The organism is Salinibacterium sp. GXW1014, from assembly GCF_044769865.1.
In the GTDB taxonomy this organism is placed as follows: domain Bacteria; phylum Actinomycetota; class Actinomycetes; order Actinomycetales; family Microbacteriaceae; genus Homoserinimonas.
Genome location: NZ_JBIZWA010000001.1, coordinates 257,092 through 278,088 on the forward strand (window position 1 = coordinate 257,092; position 20,997 = coordinate 278,088).

The following is a 20,997-nucleotide window of genomic DNA, read 5'->3' on the forward strand; positions in this document are numbered from 1 at the left end:
CTCAGTTGCGGAGCGTGAAGGCGAGCAACTCGGGTGCCTGCCGCGAGAAGGTCCGTGCCCCGATCGCAAAGCCGAGCACGAGCACGAGAAGCCCGACGCCCGCACCGGCGGCGAGCGAAAGCATGCCCCAGTTCCCTCCCTCAGCGAGCTCCAGTGCGGCAAGGCCGAGAGCGGGCAGGGCACACAGCACGATGAGGAAGAAGGACACCGCCTGTCCCGCTGCGCTGCCGGAGGACTGCGGTTGCGCGAAGGGGCTGCCGCCCGGCCTCACGGCGGCGTAGGGCATCCGCACAGAGGTGACGCTCGAGATCCCGATCCCGCCGAGCAGCAGGGCGAGGCAGACGCCGAGCATGGACGGGAAGACAGTCCAGTCGCCGTAGAGCAGCACCGAGATGGGTGCGAGCACCGCGATGACGACAAGCCCGAGACCCAACACCGGCAGCGCCCGGCCGACCCGGTCGGCCCATCCACTCACGTTGGAGGCGACATGGAGCCAGAGCGCGGAACTGTCGTAGGCGAGGTCGTTGTGCAGCAGCCAACCGAGGAACAGGCAGGCGACCGGCAGCGGGACGAGCGCGAGGTTCTGCCACCACACGCCGACGACGAGGAAGGGGATGACGACGATGAGCGAGACGACCGGGATGACCGCGAGGGCGAGCTTGTAGCGGCCGTCCCGCGCCCAGTAGGTGAGGCTGCGGGCGGCGATGACGCCAGCTTCGCTCCTGGGAAGCAGGTCGAACCAGCCGAGGCCCCTGCCACCCCACTCGGCCGACAGGTCGGCGGATGCCCGCGAGCGGAGCATGACGATCACGAGCGCGTGCCAGAGCAGCCACAGCGCTGCCACGAAGAGCGCGGCGAGCGCGAGCTTGAGCCACGCCCCACCCATGTCACCTTCTGCGGCGAGCGCGGGCGCAGCCCAGGCCTGGCCGAGCGGCGAGGCCCCGAGCCCGACTGCGGCTCCGCCGAGTCGCTCGACGATCGACGCTTCTCTCATGCCCAGCACGAGGGCCAGCACAAAGGGCAGGCACGCCAGCAGGGCGAAGACGCCGAGGATGCCCGCGAGCTCGCGCAACCGGCGGGTCGAGAACACGAGAGCGGCGAATGACCGCATGAGCCGAGCGCCGAGCACGCCCGTCACCACTATGAGCACGGAGGCGAGGAAGGCGACGAAGCCGACCCCGGGATGCTGGGACCACGCGACGAAGTAGGCGCCGGCCGTGACGATGAGCAGCACGGAGGGCACACTCAGCAGGGCGCTCAGCGCGAGCCCGCGCGCAACCACGAGGGGCTCGAGCCCGAGGGGACCGAATACGCGCGGGTCTGCCACATCGTCGGATGATGCGACCGCGGGAACGATAAAGAAGCCGAGGGTGACGAGCGACCCGACGATGACGCCGGCCGCCGCGGCATCCCGTGCGGGGAAGACGCTCGGGTCGAAGAAGGATTCGATGACATACCCCGTGAGGGCGATGCCGAGACCGAGCAGGAGAGCGAGGCCGAACAGCTGCTCGGGCCTGCGTCGCAGGGCGTGCGCCAGTTGCGTGAGTCTCAGACGGAGAAAGAGCGCAACCACTCCATGTCCTCCCCCGGCTGCAGTTCGCCGATGAGCCTGACGAAGCGCTCCTCCAGGGTCGTGTCACCCCGCACGCTCTCGGTCGTTCCGCTTGTGAGTACGCGTCCCTCCGCAACGACCGCGATCGAGTCACACACGCTTTCGACGAGGTCCATGCTGTGACTCGAGAGCACCACTGTGCCACCCGCATCCGCATAGCGGCGCAGGATGCCGAGCACGGTCGCGACCGAGACGGCGTCGACCGACTCGAAGGGTTCGTCGAGGATGAGCAGGCGCGGCGAGTGGATGAGCGCGGCGGCGAGCGCCACTTTGCGCGTCATGCCCGCCGAGTAGTCGGTCACGAGGCGATCCTGGGCGTCCTCGAGGTCGAAGGCCCTGATGAGTTCCTCTGTGCGCGACAGCACGGTCGCCCGATCGAGGCCGCGCAGCATGCCGGAGTAGTAGAGGAGCTGGCGCCCCGTGAGGCGGTCGAAGAGCAGCAGGCGGTCGGGCAGGATGCCCATGTCGCGCTTCGCTGCCGCCGGCTCGACCCAGACGTCCCGGCCGCCGACGAGCACGTTGCCCTGGTCGGGACGCAGGACGCCCGTGACGATCGACAGGGTCGTCGTCTTGCCCGCACCATTCGGGCCGACGATGCCGAAGATCTGCCCGGCGCGCACCTCGAGGTCGACGCCGTCGACCGCGACGGTGGAACCGAATCGCTTGACGAGGCCGGAGACCTCGAGCACGACGGGGGCATCCGCGTAGGGGTCGGGCACGCTGGCCTTCGGTGCTGCGGCGGGGACAGCGGATGTCGCCACCGCCGCCTCGACGTCAGGCTCAACGACCTCGTCGATTGCGTCAGGCGCGCCTGGCTCGAGCTCGTCGACGATCGACTCCTCGGATTCAACCTCGGGAGTCACCACGGCGGGACGCTGCGCCGTGCCGAGCCGGTCGATGAGCTGGTCGAAGCGGGTGAGGGCCTGCTCGATCGAGAAGGGCGTCGTCTCGGCTGCAGGGTCCTTTGTCACCGCTCAACCGTACCAACCTGTAGGCCGTCACAGGAGGGCCAGGTCGCGTTTGGGTCACGAATTGACGACAGTGCGCTGGGAACCCCTTCTTCTGGGCACACTTCTCGCTACCGTAGAGACCAGCACAACGAGGTGTCCTAATTTCTGCTGCGCCGTAAACAGCACGTGAATATGCCGCCGTCACTCGGCGAGCGATCAGCGTCCTGTCAGGGCTTCCCCAAAGCGCAGCCCTACACTGCACTCTTCACTAAGGAGCAACTCGTGAGCACCCAGATCGTCATCCTCGCCGCTGGAATGGGCAGCCGGCTCGGCCGCAGCCTGCCCAAGTCGCTGACCGAGCTGAGCGACGGCCGCACGATCATGCAGCAGCAGTTCGACAACATCCACCACGCATTCGGCCGCAACGCCAAGGTGAGCATCGTCGTCGGCTACAAGCTCGAGCACATCATCGAAGCGTTCCCCGAGGCATCCTTCGTCTACAACGAGCAGTACGACGTCACCAACACCTCGAAGAGCCTCATGCGCGCCCTCCGCGCCTCGACGCCCGGCGGCGTGCTCTGGATGAACGGCGACGTCGTCTTCGACCCCGAGGCTCTCGAGCGCGCTGCCAAGCTCGTCGCCCGCGACCAGTCGTTCGTGACCGTCAACACGGCCAAGGTCTCCGACGAGGAGGTCAAGTACACGACCGACATCCACGGATACATCCGTGAGCTGTCGAAGACCGTCAAGGGCGGGCTCGGCGAGGCCGTCGGCATCAACTACATCTCGCGCGATGACAAGGCGGTGCTCCTGCGCCAGCTCGCCCGCGTCGGCGACCAGGACTACTTCGAGCGCGGCATCGAGCTCGCGATCGAGCAGGACGGCCTGAAGGTCGAACCGCTCGACATCTCGGACCTCTACGCCGTCGAGGTCGACTTCGCCGAAGACCTCGAGCGCGCGAACCTTCTCTTCCGCTGACCCACGCCGTCAAGGCTGGATGCACGAGTCGCACGGGCGCGACCCAATACGATAGCCGGGTGCCCGTAAGCCACTCCCCGCGACCCCAGTGGTCGCCGTTTGAGCGCTACCGGCGTTCCCTGTGGCTCCTGACGGTGCGCGACCTGCGCGTGCGGTACTCGACATCAGCTCTCGGATACGTGTGGTCGATCCTCGACCCGCTCGTGATGGCATCCATCTACTGGTTCGTCTTCACGCAGGTCTTCGACCGGCCGGTAGGCGAGCAGCCCTACATCGTCTTCCTGCTCGTTGCCCTCCTGCCCTGGATGTGGTTCAACGGCGCCATCTCCGACAGCACGCGGGCGTTCATCCGTGAGGCGAAGCTCGTGCGTTCCACGAAGCTCCCCCGCACGATCTGGGTCAACCGCATCGTGCTGTCGAAGGGCATCGAGTTCATCGCGAGCATCCCCGTGCTCGCGGTATTCGCGATCTTCTCGCCGGGGGCCGAGTTGCACTGGCAGGTCGTGTTCTTCCCTCTCGCGGTGCTGCTGCAGGGGATGCTCGTGATCGGCATCGGGCTGATCGTCGCGCCGCTTGTCGTGTTCTTCCGCGACCTGGAGCGTGCCACCAAGCTCGCCCTGCGCTTCCTCTTCTATGCCTCCCCGATCATCTACGGCATCACTGACCTGCCCGAGAACCTGCAGTTCTGGGCATCCTTCAATCCGCTCGCAGGAATCTTCTCGCTCTATCGCGGCGCTTTCTTCCCCGACCAGCTCGCGTGGGACACGATCGGCATCGGCGCAGCCATGAGCGTCGTCTTCCTCCTGATCGGTCTGCTCGTGTTCCGCCGCTCCGAGCGCGCCGTGCTGAAGGAGATCTGATGATGGCATCCGTCGCTGCTCAGGGTCCCGTGATCGAGGTCGCCGGTGCGGGCATCCGATTCAAGCGCAATCGGCGCGCCCGCCGCAGCTTCAAGGACCTCTTCGCGGGGCGCAAGCGCCGCAGCCGGCCCGACGAGTTCTGGGCGCTGCGCGACGTCGACTTCACGGTCATGGCCGGTGAGGCGATCGGCGTTGTCGGGCGAAACGGCCAGGGCAAGTCGACACTGCTCAAGCTCGTCGCAGAGGTCATCTTGCCCGACGAGGGCCGCGTCGCCGTGCATGGTGGCGTCGCCCCACTCATCGAGATCACGGGCGGGTTCGTCGACGACCTCACGGTGCGCGACAACGTCTTCCTCACGGCGGGACTGCACGGGATGTCTCGTGCCGAGATCGAGGAACGCTTCGACGAGATCATCGACTTCGCCGAGATCGGCGACTTTCTTGACACCCCCTACAAGCACCTCTCGAGCGGCATGCGGGTGCGCATCGCCTTCGCGGTCGTCACGCGTCTCGAAGAACCGATCCTCCTCGTCGATGAGGTGCTCGCGGTGGGCGACAAGGCCTTCCGGGAGAAGTGCTACCGCCGCATCGAGGAACTGCTCGAGGGCGGCCGCACCCTCTTCTTCGTCTCGCACAACGAACGCGACCTCAAGCGCTTCTGCACCCGCGGGCTCTACCTCGACAAGGGCAAGCTCGTCATGGATGCGCCGATCGCCGAGGTGTTGCAGCGCTACAACGCCGACTACAACGCCTGAGCCCCGACCGCAGCAAGAAAACGCTGGTCTCGGGGCGGCCGCTTCGGTAATGTGGGCGGCCCGGCTCCGCCTGCCGGCATCTCGCAAGGACTCCCCTCTTGGCACTCCTCTCCCTCGTGCTGCGCACGATCAAGCCGTATACGCGATGGGTCATCGCGGTCTTCGTGCTGCAACTCGTCTCCACCATCGCGGCGCTGTACCTGCCGAGCCTCAACGCAAGCATCATCGACCGCGGCATCGCGCAGGGTGATCTCGACTTCATCTGGTCGACCGGGGTGACGATGCTGGGCGTCTGCCTCGTGCAGGTCGCGACGGCCATCACGGCGGTGTACTTCGGCGCCCGCACGTCGATGGCGGTCGGCCGTGACATCCGTCGTTCGATCTATCGCAAGGTCGATTCGCTGAGCGCCCTCGAGCTGGGGCGCTTCGGCACGGCCACGCTCATCACCCGCGGCACGAACGACGTGCAGCAGGTGCAGATGCTCGTGCTCATGACGCTCAACTTCATGGTGTCGACGCCCATCATGTGCATCGGCGGCATCATCATGGCGCTGCGTGAAGACGTGGGGCTGTCGTGGCTGGTCTGGGTGTCGGTGCCCGTGCTCTTCGTCGTCGTCGGCATCCTCGTGTTCCTCCTCATGCCGCTCTTCCGACAGATGCAGGACCGCATCGACGGCATCAACGGGGTGCTGCGCGAGCAGATCATCGGCATCCGGGTCGTGCGGGCATTCGTGCGTGAACCCTTCGAGGCCGAGCGCTACCAGCGTGCGAACGAGGCGCTCACCAGGGTGTCGGTCAAGGTCGGCAACCTCTTCGTGCTCATGTTCCCGGCGATCATGATGATCCTGCACCTCGCGACGGCGGCCGTGCTCTGGTTCGGCGGGCAGCGCGTGGATGCGGGTGAGATGGAGGTCGGCTCGCTCACGGCGTTCCTGCAGTACCTGCTTCAGATTCTCATCGCCGTCATGATGGGCGTCTTCATGGTCATGATGGTGCCGCGCGCGGTCGTATGCGCCGAGCGCATCGACGAGGTGCTGGAGACCGAAAGCAGCCAGGCACTGCCGCAGGGCGCGACACACGAGACGCCGCGCGATGGACGCGTCGAGTTCCGGGCTGTGACCTTCGGCTACCCGGGCGCCGAGCGCCCGGTGCTCGACGAGCTGAGCTTCGAGGCGATGCCCGGCCAGACGACCGCGATCGTGGGCTCGACGGGCTCGGGCAAGACCTCCCTCGTGCACCTCATCCCCCGCCTCTACGACCCGCAGCAGGGCTCCGTGACGATCGACGGCGTGCCCGTCTCGAAGCTCACGCGCGCCCAGCTCGCGAGCGTCGTCGCCCTCGTGCCGCAGAAGCCCTACCTGTTCTCGGGCACGATCGCCTCCAACCTGCGCTTCGGCAACGCGGATGCCACGGACGACGAGCTCTGGGAGGCGCTTCGCATCGCGCAGGCGGAGGACTTCGTGCGCGCGATGCCCGAAGGGCTGAACGAACACGTCGCGCAGGGCGGCACGAGTGTCTCGGGTGGACAGCGGCAGCGGCTCAGCATCGCGCGGGCGCTCGTCGCCAAACCGGCCGTCTATCTCTTCGACGACTCCTTCTCGGCACTCGACGTGACGACCGACGCCCGCCTGCGCGCCGCCCTCGGCGACGCCATCAGCGGCGCGACCGTCATCATCGTCGCCCAGCGCATCTCCACGATCCGCGAGGCCGACCAGATCATCGTGCTCGACGGCGGCCGCATCGTCGCCCGCGGCACGCACGACGAGCTGCTCGAGACCGACCCGACGTACCAGGAGATCGTCGAGTCGCAGTTGAGTGCGGAGGTGGCGTGATGGCACGGCGGGAGAGGCGCTCCGCGCCCGCAGCGAAGGATGCGGCATCCGAGCCCACCACGGTCGACGCCGTCATTGACGGCACCGACTTCACCCCGGGTGAGGCCGACGGCGACATGTTCGGGGGCACCCCCGCGCGCAAGGCGCAGCACTTCTGGCCCTCCGCGAAACGGCTCCTCGGGCTGCTGCGGTCGGAACGGGCCGGGATGGCGCTCGTGGTGGCGCTGGTCGTGGCATCCGTGGTCCTGACGGTGCTGGCGCCCAAGGTGCTTGGCCAGGCGATGGACGTCATCTTCAACGGGGTGCTCGGATCGCAGCTGCCCGCCGGTGTGCCGCTCGAGACGGTCATCGAACAGGCACGGGCGAGCGGCAACGAGCAGTTCGCCGACATGCTCTCGGGCACCGAGGTGGTGCCGGGCCAGGGCATTCAGTTCGACGAGCTGGCTCGGCTCATCCTGCTCGTGCTCGGCATGTACACCGTGGCATCCGTGCTCATGTGGGCGCAGGGCTACATCCTCAACAAGCTCGTCATGCGGGTCGTCTACCGGCTGCGGCAGGACATCGAGGAGAAGCTCAACCGGCTCCCGCTGCGCTACTTCGACACCCGCCAGCGCGGCGACCTCATGTCGCGCGTCACGAACGACGTCGACAACATCCAGGCCGCCCTGCAGCAGGCGTTCTCACAACTCGTGCAGTCGGGGCTCACGGTCATCGGCATCGGGGCAATGATGTTCGTCGTCTCGTGGCAGCTCGCCCTCATCGCCCTCATCGCGCTGCCGCTCTCCGCCATCATCGCGGGCGTCATCGGTGTGCGTTCGCAGAAGCTCTTCGCCGCCCAATGGAAGAACACGGGCCACCTCAATGGGCACATCGAGGAGACCTTCTCGGGCCAGGAGATCGTGCGCGTCTTCGGCCGTGACCGCGAGATGCTCGAGGAGTTCGACCGGCGCAACGACGACCTTTACCGCGCGGCATCCGGAGCGCAGTTCGTCTCGGGCATGATCATGCCGGCCATGACCTTCGTGTCGTACCTGTCATATGTGCTCATCGCGGTCGTGGGCGGCCTGCGGGTCGCGACCGGCAACCTCACACTCGGCGACGCGACCGCGTTCATCCAGTACTCGCGCGAGTTCTCGCAGCCCCTCAGTGAGATGGCGGGCATGGCGAACATGCTGCAGTCGGGCGTCGCCTCGGCCGAGCGCACCTTCGAGCTGCTCGACGCCGAGGAGCAGGACACGGAGACACCCGAGCAGCGGATGCCCGCCCGCCCCGACGGGCACGTCGAGTTCGAGGGCGTCACGTTCTCGTACTCGCCAGAGAAGCCGCTCATCGAAGACCTGTCATTCTCCGCCGAACCGGGGCAGACGGTCGCGATCGTCGGGCCGACCGGCGCGGGCAAGACGACCCTCGTCAACCTCGTCATGCGCTTCTACGAGCTCAGCGCGGGGCGCATCCTGCTCGACGGGGTCGACATCACCAAGCTCTCGCGCGCAGAACTGCGCTCGCAGGTCGGCATGGTGCTGCAGGACGCCTTCCTCTTCGAGGGCACGATCCGCGAGAACATCCGTTACGGACGACTGGATGCCACGGACGAGGAGGTCATCGCGGCAGCCGAGGCCACCATGGTCGACCGATTCGTGCGCCAGCTGCCCGAGGGCTACGACACCGTGCTCGATGCCGACGGCGGCAGCGTCTCTGCCGGCGAGCGGCAGCTCATCACGATCGCACGCGCGTTCCTCGCCAACCCAGCCCTGCTCATCCTCGACGAGGCGACCTCCTCGGTCGACACCCGCACCGAGCTCCTCGTGCAGCAGGCCATGGCGGCCCTCCGCACGGAACGCACCTCCTTCGTCATCGCGCACCGGCTCTCGACCATCCGCGATGCCCACACGATCCTCGTGATGCAGGAGGGTCGCATCGTGGAGCAGGGCAACCACGAGAGGCTGCTCGAGCGCCGCGGGGCGTACTACGACCTCTACCAGTCCCAGTTCATGGCCGGTCGCGAGACCGACGGCATGGTCGCGGGCTGACAGCACCTCCCGCTCGCCCGCGCACGCGGCACTCCTCCAGACTCGCGCTCCTACAATTGGACGCCCGGGCCAGAAGGGGGCTGCAGTGACCGACCCGACCCACACGACACCGATGCAGGACGAGGCGCCGATGCAGGCAGCGACGCCGACCATGGCCGTGCGCGGCTTTGACCGGCTGCTCACGACGCAGCGACCCGCCGTGCTCGCGCACGTGAGGAACGTGCGGAGGAAGCATCCGGATGCCTCGCCTGAGCAGGTCATCCGCATCCTCGAGAAGCACTACCTCGCGGTCGTAACCTCGGGTGGCGCGGGGGTCGGGGCCGCGGCCATCGTGCCCGGGATCGGAACCGGAGCGAGCCTCGCGCTGACGGGCGTCGAAACGGGCGTCTTCCTCGAGGTGAGCGCCCTCTTCGCGCAATCGGTGACCGAGATCCACGGGATCGCCGTGACCGACCCCGACCGTGCCCGCACGATCGTCATGGCCATGATGCTCGGCACGCCGGGCGCGGAGCTCGTGCGCAGCCTCGCGGCGCAGGCGACCGGCAAGGGTGTGCCGCGCACCGCCTTCTGGGGCGACATCATCGGTCGTTCCGTGCCCCAGGCCTTCACGGGGCCGATCGCCGACCGGGTCAAGCGCGCCTTCATCGCCCGCTTCGCCCGCAACACCTCCACGAACGCGCTCGGACGCCTGCTGCCCTTCGGTGTCGGCGCAGTCGTCGGAGGCACCGCAAGCCACCTGCTCGGGCGCAAGATCATCGCAGCCTCGCGCGACGCCTTCGGGCCCCCGCCAGCCACCTTCCCGCCCAACCTCGAGCAGTTGAAGCCGCCACGCATGCCGCTCATCAAGCGGGTGCCGAAGGTCTCGCCCAAGCTCGTGCCGCTGCGCCGACAGCTGCCTGCGGCGCCGAGCCACGAGGGCGCTGCACCCGTGGACCCCGCTGCCTCGGCCGAGCCGGGAGGCTCGATCGAACTCGACGCCGCCGAGCCGCTCGACACACCCGAGCGCTGAGCGGGCCGGCACCCGGCGTCACTCCCCGACGGGCGCGGTCTCTTCCTCGTCGTCGCCCGTGAAGGGGTCGACCTCGCTGTCGATGCGGTCGTCGCGGTGGATCGCCGCGTGCCGGTCCCACTCCCCCATGAGCTGTTCGACGGCCGCATGGAAGCGGGCAGTCGCCGCGCCTGGGGTCGTGTCACCGAAGTGCCGCTCAACCCAGAACCGCAGCGTCGCAAGCGCCTTCTCGTCTGCGCTCACGCGGTCGACGTGCGAGATGACATCCGCCGCCTGACCTGCCGAGAGCCACTCGGCAGCGCCGAGGTAGCCCTCCTCATCGACGTCCGCCTGGGGCGATGCCGGCCTGGTCACGATGAGCGGCTTGCCGGTCGCCAGCCGGTCATAGATCATCGCTGAGATGTCGGTGATCGCGACATCCGCGTTCGCCAGCTGCCAGCCGAGCGTCGGACCATCGTCGTAGACATGCTGCGCGCGCGGATCCGCCGCGTTCGCCGAGGCGATCGCCGCGACGATCTGCTCGTGCGCCGACTTGGTCGCGGGGTCGAGCACGCCAGTGCGCGGATGCGGTCGATAGATGAGGCGAAAGCGCGCGTCGCCGAGCAGGGCGCGCGTCAGGGCGACGCCGTGTGAGGCCACCGAGCCATACGCTGCCGCGGCGCGATCGCCCTCCCACGTGGGCGAGTAGAGCACGACCGTGCGCTCGTCTGGCGTGTAGGGCAGCTCGCCCTGCATGTGGTCGGCCTGCGGCCGCCCGATCTGGATCGTGCGGCGGTCGACGTCGAAGGCCCAGAGCTTGCGACTCAGGCGCTCGTGCGCCGCCGCGCCCGCGATGAGGCTGTAGTCGTAGGCCTTGAACTGGTTGGTCGTCATGTACATCTTGTCGGACTCGCCGTGGTTGATGAACACGTGCCACATGCGGCCGTAGCGGAACATCTGGAAGTTGCGCGAGTTCTGGTTGACGTAGAAGACGATGCGCAGTTCCTGCTCGGCGACGAACTGCTCGAGGTCGACGACCTTGCGCGCGTAGACGACGGGCACGGGCGACTCGTCGAGCAGGCGCAGCATCGTGCTGGGCGTGCGAGCGATGATGGCGACCGGCCAGCGCTTCGAGAGCTCCGCGAGGGGCGCGTACCACTGGCGCACCTGATACATGTTGACCGCGGCATCCGCGAAGTAGACGGCGATCTGGATGCTATGGGGCGCCGGCTTCTGCACGGTGCGCAGGCGGCCAGCCAGTTCGTTGCGGGTGCGCCGGCCTCGGAGCAGGTTCCTGACCAGTCGCCGCGCGGTCTTCAGGTCATGGATCAGGGGCATCACGCCATTAAACCAAGGGCGGTCTGCCGGCGCGGGCCATACGCCACACCGTTACCCACTTGATGCGCCTGCGCCCACCTGCGGGCTCTCGCCACCCGGCCCACCAACCGCCGAACCAGGCGCGCAGGGCAGCGGGATTGCGCGCCCAGCGCAGCACCTGGATGCCCGTCCACGACCCCACGTAGAGCGGCGCGATGAGCCACGGCAGGTTACGCTTCGCAAGCCAAACGCGATTGCGGGCATTGAGACGGTAGTAGTAAGAGTGCCGTGTCGGCTCGATCGCCGGGTGATGGGCGACGAGCTCGCCCGCGTACCAGACCCGCAGTCCCTGGTCCCAGACCCGCCACGCCAGCTCGATGCCCTCGTGCGCGTAGAAGAAGGGCTCGGCCCAGCCACCCGTCGCGTCGAAGACCCTGCGCGGCATGACGAGGGCACCCTCCCATACCGAGAAGACGTTGCTCGAGGCATCCGCTTCTCCCTTGCGGATGCGAGGCACCCAGCGACGGGGGTTGGTCACGCCGCTGGGGTCGACGACTCGCGGCTGCACGAGCCCGATCTCCGGATGCTTCACCATGAGGTCGATCGAGTCGGCGACGAAGCGCGGCGACGGCACGCTCGCGTCGTCGTCGAGAAAGAAGAGCCATTCGCCCGAGACGTGGTCAACCCCGCGGTTGCGGCCCGCGGGAATGCCGAGGTTCTCAGCCAGGCCGACGCCTCGCACACCCTCGGGGAGCGCCGTCGGCTGCCAGCCGTTGCCGACGACGACGACATCGAGGCGCACATCCTGCTGGGCGAGGATGCTCGCGAGCCCCCGCGCGAGGTCTGCAGGGCGCTTGCCCTGCGTCAGGACGACGACGCCGACCGTGGGGAGGCTGGTCACGCCCGCACGCGCCTCGACGCGATGATCGCGACGAAGTGACCCGCCAGCGCGAGGGCGGCGAGCGGCACGAGCGCCACGAGCAGTGCCCGGTCGGCCAACTCGGGGCCGATGAAGAGACCGACGATCGCCGCGGCGAAGGCGAGGATCGTCAGCTCGACCGAGTGGTAGAGGCGGTGGAAGGGCACGAAGCGGGCGACCCGACGCAGGGTCGCCACGAGGCCCGGGCGCGGCTCCGACTCCTCCTTGCGGTCCGCGAGCTTCGGCAGGCCGGCGTTGGCACGCGCGACGTGCACCATGTCGTTGAGTGCCTTGTTGAGGATGATGAAGACGGCGAGCAGCAGGCCGAGCGTCGTCCAGAAGAAGTCCTCGGGCGCGTCGAAGGGGTAGCCGGCGGCGCGGATGCCCAGGACGATCGGGATGAGCCCCTCGGTCGTGTAGTGCCCCACCTTGTCGAGGAACACGCCCGCGGGCGAACTCGTGCCGCGCCACCGCGCGACCTCGCCGTCGCAGCAGTCGACGAGCATCTGCAGCTGCCCCATCGCGAGCGCGAGTACGGCACCCCAGATACCGGGGATGAGGAGGGAGAGCGCCGTGCCCCAGCCGACGAGGATCATGATGCCCGTGACGCCGTTCGCCGAGATCGACGTGCGCAGCAGCATCCAGGTCAGGTATGGCGACAGGTTGCGCAGGTAGAGGGATGCCGTCCAGTGCTCCGCATTTGCGCGCAGGCGCACCTCGGGCGGCTGTGCCACGGCACGAAGTTCGGCGATCGACTGGGGTCGACCCCGTGGTGCGTCGGTCGTCATGTCACCTTCCCACCTGTGCGGTGATGTTGCGGCTCAGCTTGAGGAAGCCGAGCACGAATCCCGTGCCCCATCCGAAATGGATGACGGGCAGCACGATGAGGTACCAGGCAGCCGAGCGCGCACCCTCGCTTCGCAGCACGGGCACCGCGGCGGCGAGCACGAAGAGGGCGTAGAGGGCGGGCACGGCGAAGGCCGCGACGAGCCAGGAGCCGGTGAACGCGCCGATCGTGCCGAGCACGAGGCCGAGCAGAATGCCGATGACAGCGAGGGGCGGCACGAAGTAGCGCAGCCCGTTCTCCTTGGGAAAGCGACGCGCGAGCTCGCCACGCCAGATGCCTGTCGCGACGAACTGCCGCAGCAGCTTCACGAGGCTCGACCGCGGCCGGTAGACGACCTGGAGGGCCGGCGTGAACCACACGGTGCCACCCGTTCCGCGCAGGCGGCGATTGAGCTCCCAGTCCTGACCGCGCTTGATGCCCTCGTCGAAGAGGCCGACCTCAAGCAGGCGGTGACGCTGGAAGGTGCCGAGGTACGCGGTCTCGGCCGGGCCCTCCTCGCCTCCGACGTGGTGCGGTGTTCCGCCAAGGCCGGCGCGTGAGCCGTAGGCGTGGGCGACGGCGCGTTCGAAGGGTGTAATGCCCTCCGCCTTCATGATGCCGCCGACGTTGTCGGCTCCCGTGCGCAGCAGCGTCTCGACCGCGATGCGGGTGTAGTCCCTGGGCAGCACGGAGTGGGCGTCGACGCGCACGACGATCGGATGGCTCGAGGCGCGGATGGCAGCGTTGAGTCCGCCCGGCGTACTTCCCAGCTCGTTCGGGATGCTGCGGATGCGGGGGTCCTCCGCCGCGAGCTGCTCGATCACACGGTTGGTGCCGTCGACGCTCGGGCCCAGCGCGAGCACGATCTCGCTCTCGCCCGGGTAGTCCTGTCCCGTGAGGCTGAGCACGGCCGCCTCGATGTGCTCAACCTCGTTGAGCACCGGCATGACATAGGAGACGCCAGGGTATTCAGCGGACTCGCTCGGCATGCTTTCCAGTCGTCGCAGCTCTCTCATCGGGCTTGCCATGGGCAAGCGCGGGGCTCGGCACAGCCTGCGGCAGAAACGCCTCAGGCTGGGCCGAGCCTACCAGCAGGCCGGTGCCGGAACCCGTCAGCCGAGCTCACCGAGCGTGACCGTGGTGGTGTTGCGCTCACCGTCACGCACGTAAACGAGTTCCGCCTCCGCGCCGCCCGGAAGCACGCGCACCTGCGCCGTGAGGTCGGTCTTGCCGGTGATGGGGAGCCCCTCGAACTCGACGACCACATCGCCCTGCTTCAGCCCTGCCTGCTCGGCAGCGCCATCCGGGGTCACGCTCTGGATGGAGGCACCGACCACGTCGCTGTCGATGGCACGGTCGTCCGTGACATCCGCCACCGTCGCGCCAAGGAGGCCGTGGCTCGCGGTGCCGTTCTCAATGAGCTCGGATGCCACGCGCTGGGCCAGGTTCGCCGGGATCGCGAAGCCCACGCCGATGCTTCCCGCCGTCGAGGAGCCGGTGTTGCCCGTGCTCGCGATCGCCACGTTGATGCCGATGACCTTGCCGTCCTCGTCGAGGAGCGCGCCGCCCGAATTGCCGGGGTTGATCGCGGCATCCGTCTGGATCACGGGGAGGGCGATCGTCGAGGAGACGGGTGCCGAGCCGCGGTCGGGACCGTTGTCGAACTCCCAGAAATCGAAGGGGCCCCAGCCGTCGGGCGCATCTGGCTGCGGGGCGTCGGGCGCTTCCTCCGACTCCGGCGCCGCTGACGACGCGACCGTGATGCTGCGGTTGAGCGCGCTCACGACGCCGCTCGTGACGGTGTTGCTGAGCCCGAGGGGCGCACCGATCGCAATCGTCGTGTCGCCCACGTTGAGCTCATCGGAGTCGGCGAACTCGGCCGGCTGGAACTCGACATCCGCATCGACCTTGACGACCGCGAGGTCTGCGATGGGGTCGCTACCGACGAGTGTTGCGTCGAAGAGCCTGCCGTCATAGGACTGCACACGGATGCTCGGCTCGGCCGTCGCGCCGCTGAGGGTCGCGACGTGCGCATTGGTGAGGATGTAGCCGTCCTCACTCAGCACGACGCCCGAGCCGCTGCCGGATGCCTGCCCGCCATTGACCGAGAGCGTCACGACCGAGGGCGCGACGGTCGCCGCGACGCCACTGATGACGGTCGCGTTGTCGACGTCGTTGATCATGACGTTGGTGCCCACGGGCCCCTGGCTGCTCGCCGGGCCGCCAGCGCCGCCCGTCACACCCGCGTAGACCCCGGCGCCCACGCCACCACCGACGAGGGCCGCGATCGCCGCGACGGCGACCATGCCGATGCCCGCACGGCGCGGTTCAGGCCGCTGGGAGGAGTCGGGCTGCTGCGCGCCGGTCGCGCCCGCGCCGAAAGCAGCACCCCGCTGGGGTGCCGGATCCTGCGGAGATGACGCGGCCTGCGGAGAGGGAGCACCCTGCGGAGACGAAGGCCCATCCGGCGATGCGGCCCCCTGCGCCTGCGCAGCCGCTGCGGGCGTGCCCGCCCCGTCCGCGCTTGCGGCGGGGCGTGTCTCGCCCGCGCGGATGTCGGGAGGCGTCGGGTCCTCGTGGCGTTCGGGCTGCTGGCGCTCGGGCTGCTCAGTCATGGGGGGCTCCTTTCGGTGGTGCAAGCCTCCCCCCGGAACCTTTGCGGTTCCTATGGACGCGCTCAGAGGAGGCCGATGCTTTACTCAACGCCGAGCATCCGCTGGGATTCCCGCACCGGCGCCCACGCTAGCCTGTCAGCGATGAGAGGTGGTCGACGATGACGGTGCACGGATCGTGGACGCGGGCGGCCGAATCCGCCATGCTGCTGGGCGCGGACGGCACGCTCAGCCAGACCATCTTCGCGGAGATGACCGCGCTCGCCTCGCGGCACGGTGCCGTCAACCTCGGCCAGGGCTTCCCCGACGAGGACGGCCCGGCCGAAGTGCTCGAGGCCGCGCGGCAGGCCATCAGCGACGGCGTCAACCAGTACCCGCCCGGCATCGGCCTGCCCGTGCTGCGGGAGGCGATCGCGCAGCACCAGCGCCGCTTCTACGGCCTCGAGGTCGACCCCGACACCGAGGTCATGGTCACGGCGGGGGCGACCGAGGCCATCGCCGCGACGATCCTCGCCCTGACGGAGCCGGGCGACGAGGTGCTCACCTTCTCCCCCTTCTACGACTCCTACGGCGCCATGATCGGACTCGCACGCGCGGAGCACCGCACGGTGCCGCTCCGCGGGCCGCACTTCCAGCCCGACCACGACGAACTGCGGGCCGCCGTCAACGACCGCACCCGCATCATCCTCATCAACGACCCCCACAACCCCACGGGCAGCGTCTTCAGCCGCGAGACGCTCGAGCTCGTCGTGGAGCTCGCGCACCGGCACGACGCCATCATCATGACCGACGAGGTCTACGAACACCTCGTCTTCGACGCGCACCATGTGCCGATCGCCACCCTGCCGGGGGCTGCGGAACGCACCGTCTCGATCTCAAGCGGAGGCAAGACCTTCAACGCGACCGGCTGGAAGGTCGGGTGGCTGACGGCTCCCGCCCAGCTGCTCCAGCCGATTCTCGCGGTCAAGCAGTTCCTCACCTACAGCAACGCGGCGCCCTTCCAACCGGCGATCGCGGCGGGGCTCGGCCTCGACGATGCCTTCTTCGCCGCGGCATCCGCGACCCTCCGTCGACGCCGCGACGCGCTGGCCGAGGGACTCACTGCGGCGGGCTTCGCGGTGCAGCTGCCTGCCGCTGGCTACTTCATCGTCGCGGATGCCGCGGCCCTCGGCGCGACGGATGCCCACGACTTCTGCCGCGCACTGCCGGAGCGTGCGGGAGTCGCCGCGGTGCCGTTGACGGCCTTCGTGCACCCCGAACAGCGGGAATCCGTCGCCAGCCTCGTGCGCTTCGCATTCTGCAAGCGCGACGAGGTCATCGCCGAGGCATCCGAGAGGCTCCTGGCGCTGCGCTCCTAGTCGTCGAGTCGGTGCAGTGGCAGCGTGAACGCGAAGGTGGTGCCCGCGCCCACCTCGCTCTCGGCCGAGAGCGTGCCACCGTGGGCCGTGACGATCGCCTTCGTGATCGACAGCCCGAGACCAACGCCCTGCACGGCGGCGCGCGTCGCGGTCGAGGCGCGGAAGAAGCGCGTCGACAGCATCGCGATCTCGTCGGGCGGGATGCCCATGCCGGTGTCGCGCACCGTGATGCGCACGACGGAGCCGAGCGGTTCGACCGACACCGTGACCGTCCCGCCCCTCGGCGTGAACTTGATCGCGTTCGAGAGCAGGTTGTCGCACGCCTGCGCGATGCGGGTCGCATCGCCGTTGACGATCGGCCGCGTCGCCGGGGTGTTGCAGATGAGCAGCACGTTGGCGGCGTGTGAGGCGGGCCTCGCCGACTCGACGGATGCCTCCACGACGGCGTTGACGTCGACCTCCGCCTCCTCGATCGGGAACTTATGGGCCGCGACCTGTGCCGTGAAGAGCAGGTCGCCGACCAGGCGGAGCAGGCGGTGGGCGTTGCGCTCGGCAACCCCCAGGTACTGCAACTGCTCCTCCGTGAGGGGGTCGGTCGCGTCGCGCATGAGTTCGAGGTAGCCGAGGATCGAACTGACGGGGGTACGCAGTTCGTGCGAGACAAGCCCGACGAACTCATCCTGCAGCTTCGCGAGTTCCTTGACATCGCTCACGTCGGTGCCGACGAAGATGTACCCGACCGTGCGGCCGTTCTCGTCGATTCGCGGGGTGACGGCGACGTGCGCCGCGAGGGCGTCGCCGTTGCTCTTGAGATAGGTCCAGTCGCGGTCTTCCGAACCGCCGAGCCTGGCGACCTCGACGAGGGCGGAGAAGCCGGGATTGAGCACGGTCGCGCCGGCGGGGTAGCCGAGTTCCTCGGCGCGTGCCTCGAGCTCATCCTCGCGATGGAACTCGTGAATGTAGCGCTTGCCGATCACGTCATCGGCTGAGAGGCCGAGCATCGATTCGGCTCCCGTGTTCCACACGTCGATGAGGCCAGTGAGGTCGGTGCCGATCACCGACTGGCGCGTGACGGAGTCGAGCACGCTGCGGAACAGGTGCCCAGCCGACTCGAGCTGCGCCTCGTTCTCGCGCAGCTTGTCGACCAGGCCGACAGCATCCGCAAGCGCCTGCTCACGCTGCTCCGCCAGTTCGGCGTTGGCCGCGACGCGCTTGCGCACATCCTCCATGACGCTGTTGAGGATGAGCGCGATCGTGAGCACGACGAAGAGCGTGACCGTGACCTCGAGAAGCGAGGTATTGACGAGCTCGCCGGTCGTCGGCCACGCATACGGGAGCAGCAGCACCCCCGCCGTAGCGAGCACGGAGACCACCAGCCACAGCGTGCCGCGGCGGAGCGCGAGCCACATCACTGGAAGCAGCAGTGCGGAAGTGACCTCTGGGCCAATCGCGATGCGAGAGAGACCCACGGCCAGCATCGACAGCAGCGGGACGATGACGACGAGATCAGTGTCTGCCCGCAGCGCGAAGAAGACCGAGGCGGCGGCGGCGAGGGTCAGCACGACAAACGCCGAGATGAGCGCGCTCGCGTCATTGACCGGCGCGGGCCCCCAGACGGCCCACGCGTAGATGATCAGCAGCACGTTGGAGATCGGCATCTGGAGAAGGAACGGCGAGTTCACTCGAGCGGCAACGAGCCGCTTCCAGATGTGGTTCTTCGAATCGCGCCCCAACTCGGTCCAGTAGCCCCCGACTGCGACTTCAGTGTTATTGCTCACTGCGACAGCTGGCGCGCAGACACGTCGCGCTGGCCGCGGGCCGTCTCGCCGGATGCGGTCGAGAGGTCGCCCGAATCGCGCACGATCTCGAGGGGCTCGCAGGTTGCGCCCTCGCCGAAGCGAGCCCAGTAGCGCGCGGTCGCCTCCAGGAACTCGGCTGAGTGGTAGCGGCTCACCGCGACCTGCGAGCGGTGGGCCTGCACAAGCTGCACCTTCTGCTCGAGCCAGCCGTCGATATTGACGAAGCGGTTGGGCCTGAAGTCGACCGTCGCCGAGGCACTCTGGTAACAGGAGACGCTGCGCACGGCACGCGTCGCGAGCAGCGCCGCCTTGTTGACGGCGCGGTGGTCCTGATGCATGTCGTGTTCGCTGTGCACGTACACGACGGTGGGGCGGATGTCGCTGACCAGCCGTTCGATGATGCCCAGCGTCGGCTCGTTCTCGCCGATCTCGGTCTCGGGCAGGTCTTCCAGGTGAAGGCGCGCACCGAGCAGCTCGGCCGCCATGAACGCTTCGGCCTGCCGCTCACTCACGTGGCCGCTACGACCACCCCGCGACAGCGTCAGGATGTGCACCTCGTCGCCCGCAGCTCGGTGGGAGAGCAGGATCCCGCCCACGCCGATCTCGACATCATCCGGGTGCGCGCCGATCGCGAGCACGACCTCCGGATCGGGGATGTTCGCCTTTGCCGCGCGGAACTCCTCCGCGAGGCGCCCGACGACCGCGATGAGCTCACTCGACGAGATGGGCTTGGTGAGGAACTCGTTGGCGTTTGCGCGCAGCGCCTCGACCGCGTAGTCGACCGAGACGTGGGCGGTCATGACGACGACGGGCGTGCCCGGTCGCACCTCACGCACGAGCTCGATGACCTGAATGCCCGTGATGCCCGGCATCTCGATATCGGTGATGACGACGTCGGGCTCGTAGAGCCGCATGGCCTGCTGGGCAAACGATGGGTCGGTGAACGTCTGGACGATGCATCCCTGCTTCGTCAGGATCGTCTTGATGTAGAAGGCGACGTCTGGGTCATCCTCGACCACGACGACGCGATATGGCTCTGTCATTCCTGCTCCCCCCGCAAGTGCTGCGTGGCAAGTCTACGGGCTCGACACGACGCAGGACTAGCGTTCGTGTACCCCGAACCTGCGCAGTTCGAGGGCCGGATTGACGCGCCGCACCTGCCTGATGCGATCGCTTGTCACCCAAGTGAGGGCGATATCAGTCGTCTCCCCGATCGTCGCGACCTCCACGCCCATGGGGTCGACGATCATGCTGTTGCCGACGCCGATGGGTGGAGCGTGGTCGGCCGCAGCGAGGTAGATCGTGTTCTCGAGCGCCCTCGCGGTGATGAGGGTGCGCCAGTGGTGCTCCTTGAGCGGGCCGCGCACCCACTCGCTGGGGCAGGCGACCAGCTCGGCACCGGCATCCGCGAGCCGGCGGGTGACCTCGGGAAAGCGCAGGTCGTAACAGGTCTGCAGGGCCACCGTCATGTCGCCGACGACGAAGGTCTCAGGGTCGCCGATGGGGCCCGGAGCCACCCACTCTGACTCCCGCTGCCCGAAGGCGTCATAGAGGTGGAGCTTTCGATAGGCGGCGACCCGCTGCCCGCTCGGGTCGACGGCGAGGGCCGTGTTGTAGACGCGCTCCCCGCCCATCGTCTCCTCGACCATGCCGGCGACGATGTGGATGCCCAGCACCTTCGCGAGGGCGGCGAGGGCGGTTCCGAACGGCCCGTCGAGCGGCTCGGCGGCCTCGACGACCTTCTCGTCGAGGCTCGGCAGGAAGAACGACGAGTACTCGGGGAACACGACGAGCTGGGCTCCGCGGGTGGCGGCCGTGGTCGCAAGGTCGCGGATGGCGGCGAGGTTCAGCTCCTTGTCGTCGCCGGGAGCGAACTGCGCGACCGCAACAGCGACGGCCGCGCCTGAGGTGGCGGTGCGGAGGGTCATGTCGGCCACGCTACCCGACGTCGAGCCCTGCAACGCAAAAGGCCCGGAACCATTGGTTCCGGGCCTTCTCGCTCTGATGAGCTTTGGTTGCGGGGGCAGGATTTGAACCTACGACCTCTGGGTTATGAGCCCAGCGAGCTACCGAACTGCTCCACCCCGCGCTACAAGAATCAAGCCTAACACATGCCCCGAGGTGACTCGAACGGGCCCGGGTTTCCCCGGGCCCGCCGCTT

General features: G+C 68.3%; 17 protein-coding genes and 1 tRNA gene. 7 read left to right on the forward strand and 11 right to left on the reverse strand.

All coding sequences use genetic code 11. The features are described from left to right. Position 1: 1 nt before the first annotated feature. Both ACIQK7_RS01245 and ACIQK7_RS01250 read right to left on the reverse strand, forming a co-directional pair. Positions 2 to 1,573, reverse strand: coding sequence for a hypothetical protein (locus ACIQK7_RS01245; protein WP_403020431.1), 1,572 nt, complete (start codon positions 1,571 to 1,573; stop codon positions 2 to 4). Beyond that, positions 1,549 to 2,583 (reverse strand): ABC transporter ATP-binding protein, encoded by a 1,035-nt coding sequence (locus ACIQK7_RS01250; protein ID WP_403020433.1) that lies wholly within the window; start codon positions 2,581 to 2,583, stop codon positions 1,549 to 1,551. The genes ACIQK7_RS01245 and ACIQK7_RS01250 overlap by 25 nt, the downstream gene beginning before the upstream one ends. A gap of 261 nt (positions 2,584 to 2,844) precedes the next feature. On the opposite strand from ACIQK7_RS01250, the gene ACIQK7_RS01255 reads away from it, so the two are divergent. The 6 genes from ACIQK7_RS01255 to ACIQK7_RS01280 all read left to right on the forward strand — a co-directional run bounded on the left by ACIQK7_RS01255 (position 2,845) and on the right by ACIQK7_RS01280 (position 10,026). Continuing rightward, positions 2,845 to 3,540 carry a phosphocholine cytidylyltransferase family protein gene (locus ACIQK7_RS01255; RefSeq protein WP_325209124.1) on the forward strand — a complete coding sequence of 232 codons (696 nt, stop codon included), beginning with the start codon at positions 2,845 to 2,847 and terminating at the stop codon, positions 3,538 to 3,540. A gap of 59 nt (positions 3,541 to 3,599) precedes the next feature. After that, positions 3,600 to 4,400 carry an ABC transporter permease gene (locus ACIQK7_RS01260; protein ID WP_403020436.1) on the forward strand — a complete coding sequence of 267 codons (801 nt, stop codon included), beginning with the start codon at positions 3,600 to 3,602 and terminating at the stop codon, positions 4,398 to 4,400. Further along, positions 4,400 to 5,155, forward strand: coding sequence for an ABC transporter ATP-binding protein (locus ACIQK7_RS01265; protein ID WP_403020438.1), 756 nt, complete (start codon positions 4,400 to 4,402; stop codon positions 5,153 to 5,155). Before ACIQK7_RS01260 ends, ACIQK7_RS01265 begins: the two co-directional genes overlap by 1 nt. Positions 5,156 to 5,253: 98 nt before the next feature. Continuing rightward, complete coding sequence (locus tag ACIQK7_RS01270; protein WP_403020441.1) at positions 5,254 to 6,987, forward strand: ABC transporter ATP-binding protein; 1,734 nt, start codon at positions 5,254 to 5,256, stop codon at positions 6,985 to 6,987. Continuing rightward, positions 6,987 to 9,017, forward strand: a complete 2,031-nt coding sequence (locus ACIQK7_RS01275; RefSeq protein ID WP_403020443.1) for an ABC transporter ATP-binding protein — start codon at positions 6,987 to 6,989, stop codon at positions 9,015 to 9,017. Before ACIQK7_RS01270 ends, ACIQK7_RS01275 begins: the two co-directional genes overlap by 1 nt. Before the next feature lie 85 nt (positions 9,018 to 9,102). Then, positions 9,103 to 10,026, forward strand: a complete 924-nt coding sequence (locus tag ACIQK7_RS01280; protein ID WP_403020446.1) for a hypothetical protein — start codon at positions 9,103 to 9,105, stop codon at positions 10,024 to 10,026. An 18-nt stretch (positions 10,027 to 10,044) separates the two neighbouring features. On the opposite strand, the gene ACIQK7_RS01285 is transcribed toward ACIQK7_RS01280, so the two are convergent. The 5 genes from ACIQK7_RS01285 to ACIQK7_RS01305 form a co-directional block, all read right to left on the reverse strand. Continuing rightward, a complete protein-coding gene (locus tag ACIQK7_RS01285; protein ID WP_403020448.1) occupies positions 10,045 to 11,343 on the reverse strand; it encodes a CDP-glycerol glycerophosphotransferase family protein in 1,299 nt (432 codons plus the stop codon). Between the two features lie 7 nt (positions 11,344 to 11,350). Beyond that, positions 11,351 to 12,223 carry a glycosyltransferase family 2 protein gene (locus tag ACIQK7_RS01290; protein ID WP_403020450.1) on the reverse strand — a complete coding sequence of 291 codons (873 nt, stop codon included), beginning with the start codon at positions 12,221 to 12,223 and terminating at the stop codon, positions 11,351 to 11,353. After that, positions 12,220 to 13,029, reverse strand: coding sequence for a CDP-alcohol phosphatidyltransferase family protein (locus ACIQK7_RS01295; RefSeq protein WP_403020452.1), 810 nt, complete (start codon positions 13,027 to 13,029; stop codon positions 12,220 to 12,222). Before ACIQK7_RS01295 ends, ACIQK7_RS01290 begins: the two co-directional genes overlap by 4 nt. A gap of 1 nt (position 13,030) precedes the next feature. Beyond that, positions 13,031 to 14,083, reverse strand: a complete 1,053-nt coding sequence (locus ACIQK7_RS01300) for a glycosyltransferase family 2 protein (protein ID WP_403020454.1) — start codon at positions 14,081 to 14,083, stop codon at positions 13,031 to 13,033. A 96-nt stretch (positions 14,084 to 14,179) separates the two neighbouring features. Next, positions 14,180 to 15,682, reverse strand: coding sequence for a S1C family serine protease (locus ACIQK7_RS01305; RefSeq protein ID WP_403020456.1), 1,503 nt, complete (start codon positions 15,680 to 15,682; stop codon positions 14,180 to 14,182). Between the two features lie 158 nt (positions 15,683 to 15,840). Between ACIQK7_RS01305 and ACIQK7_RS01310 the strand changes: the two genes are divergently transcribed. Next, positions 15,841 to 17,037, forward strand: coding sequence for a pyridoxal phosphate-dependent aminotransferase (locus tag ACIQK7_RS01310; RefSeq protein WP_403020458.1), 1,197 nt, complete (start codon positions 15,841 to 15,843; stop codon positions 17,035 to 17,037). On the opposite strand, the gene ACIQK7_RS01315 is transcribed toward ACIQK7_RS01310, so the two are convergent. The 4 genes from ACIQK7_RS01315 to ACIQK7_RS01330 all read right to left on the reverse strand — a co-directional run bounded on the left by ACIQK7_RS01315 (position 17,034) and on the right by ACIQK7_RS01330 (position 20,925). Then, positions 17,034 to 18,815 (reverse strand): ATP-binding protein, encoded by a 1,782-nt coding sequence (locus tag ACIQK7_RS01315; RefSeq protein WP_403020461.1) that lies wholly within the window; start codon positions 18,813 to 18,815, stop codon positions 17,034 to 17,036. The genes ACIQK7_RS01310 and ACIQK7_RS01315 overlap by 4 nt on opposite strands. Continuing rightward, entirely contained in the window at positions 18,812 to 19,879 is a 1,068-nt protein-coding gene (locus ACIQK7_RS01320) for a response regulator (RefSeq protein WP_403020463.1), read from the reverse strand. The genes ACIQK7_RS01315 and ACIQK7_RS01320 overlap by 4 nt, the downstream gene beginning before the upstream one ends. 57 nt (positions 19,880 to 19,936) lie before the next feature. Beyond that, the gene (locus ACIQK7_RS01325; protein WP_403020466.1) at positions 19,937 to 20,764 is read right to left on the reverse strand and encodes a carbon-nitrogen hydrolase family protein; all 828 of its coding nucleotides are present in this window, start codon (positions 20,762 to 20,764) and stop codon (positions 19,937 to 19,939) included. An 84-nt stretch (positions 20,765 to 20,848) separates the two neighbouring features. After that, positions 20,849 to 20,925: transfer RNA gene (locus ACIQK7_RS01330), tRNA-Met, on the reverse strand. Between the last annotated feature and the right edge of the window lie 72 nt (positions 20,926 to 20,997).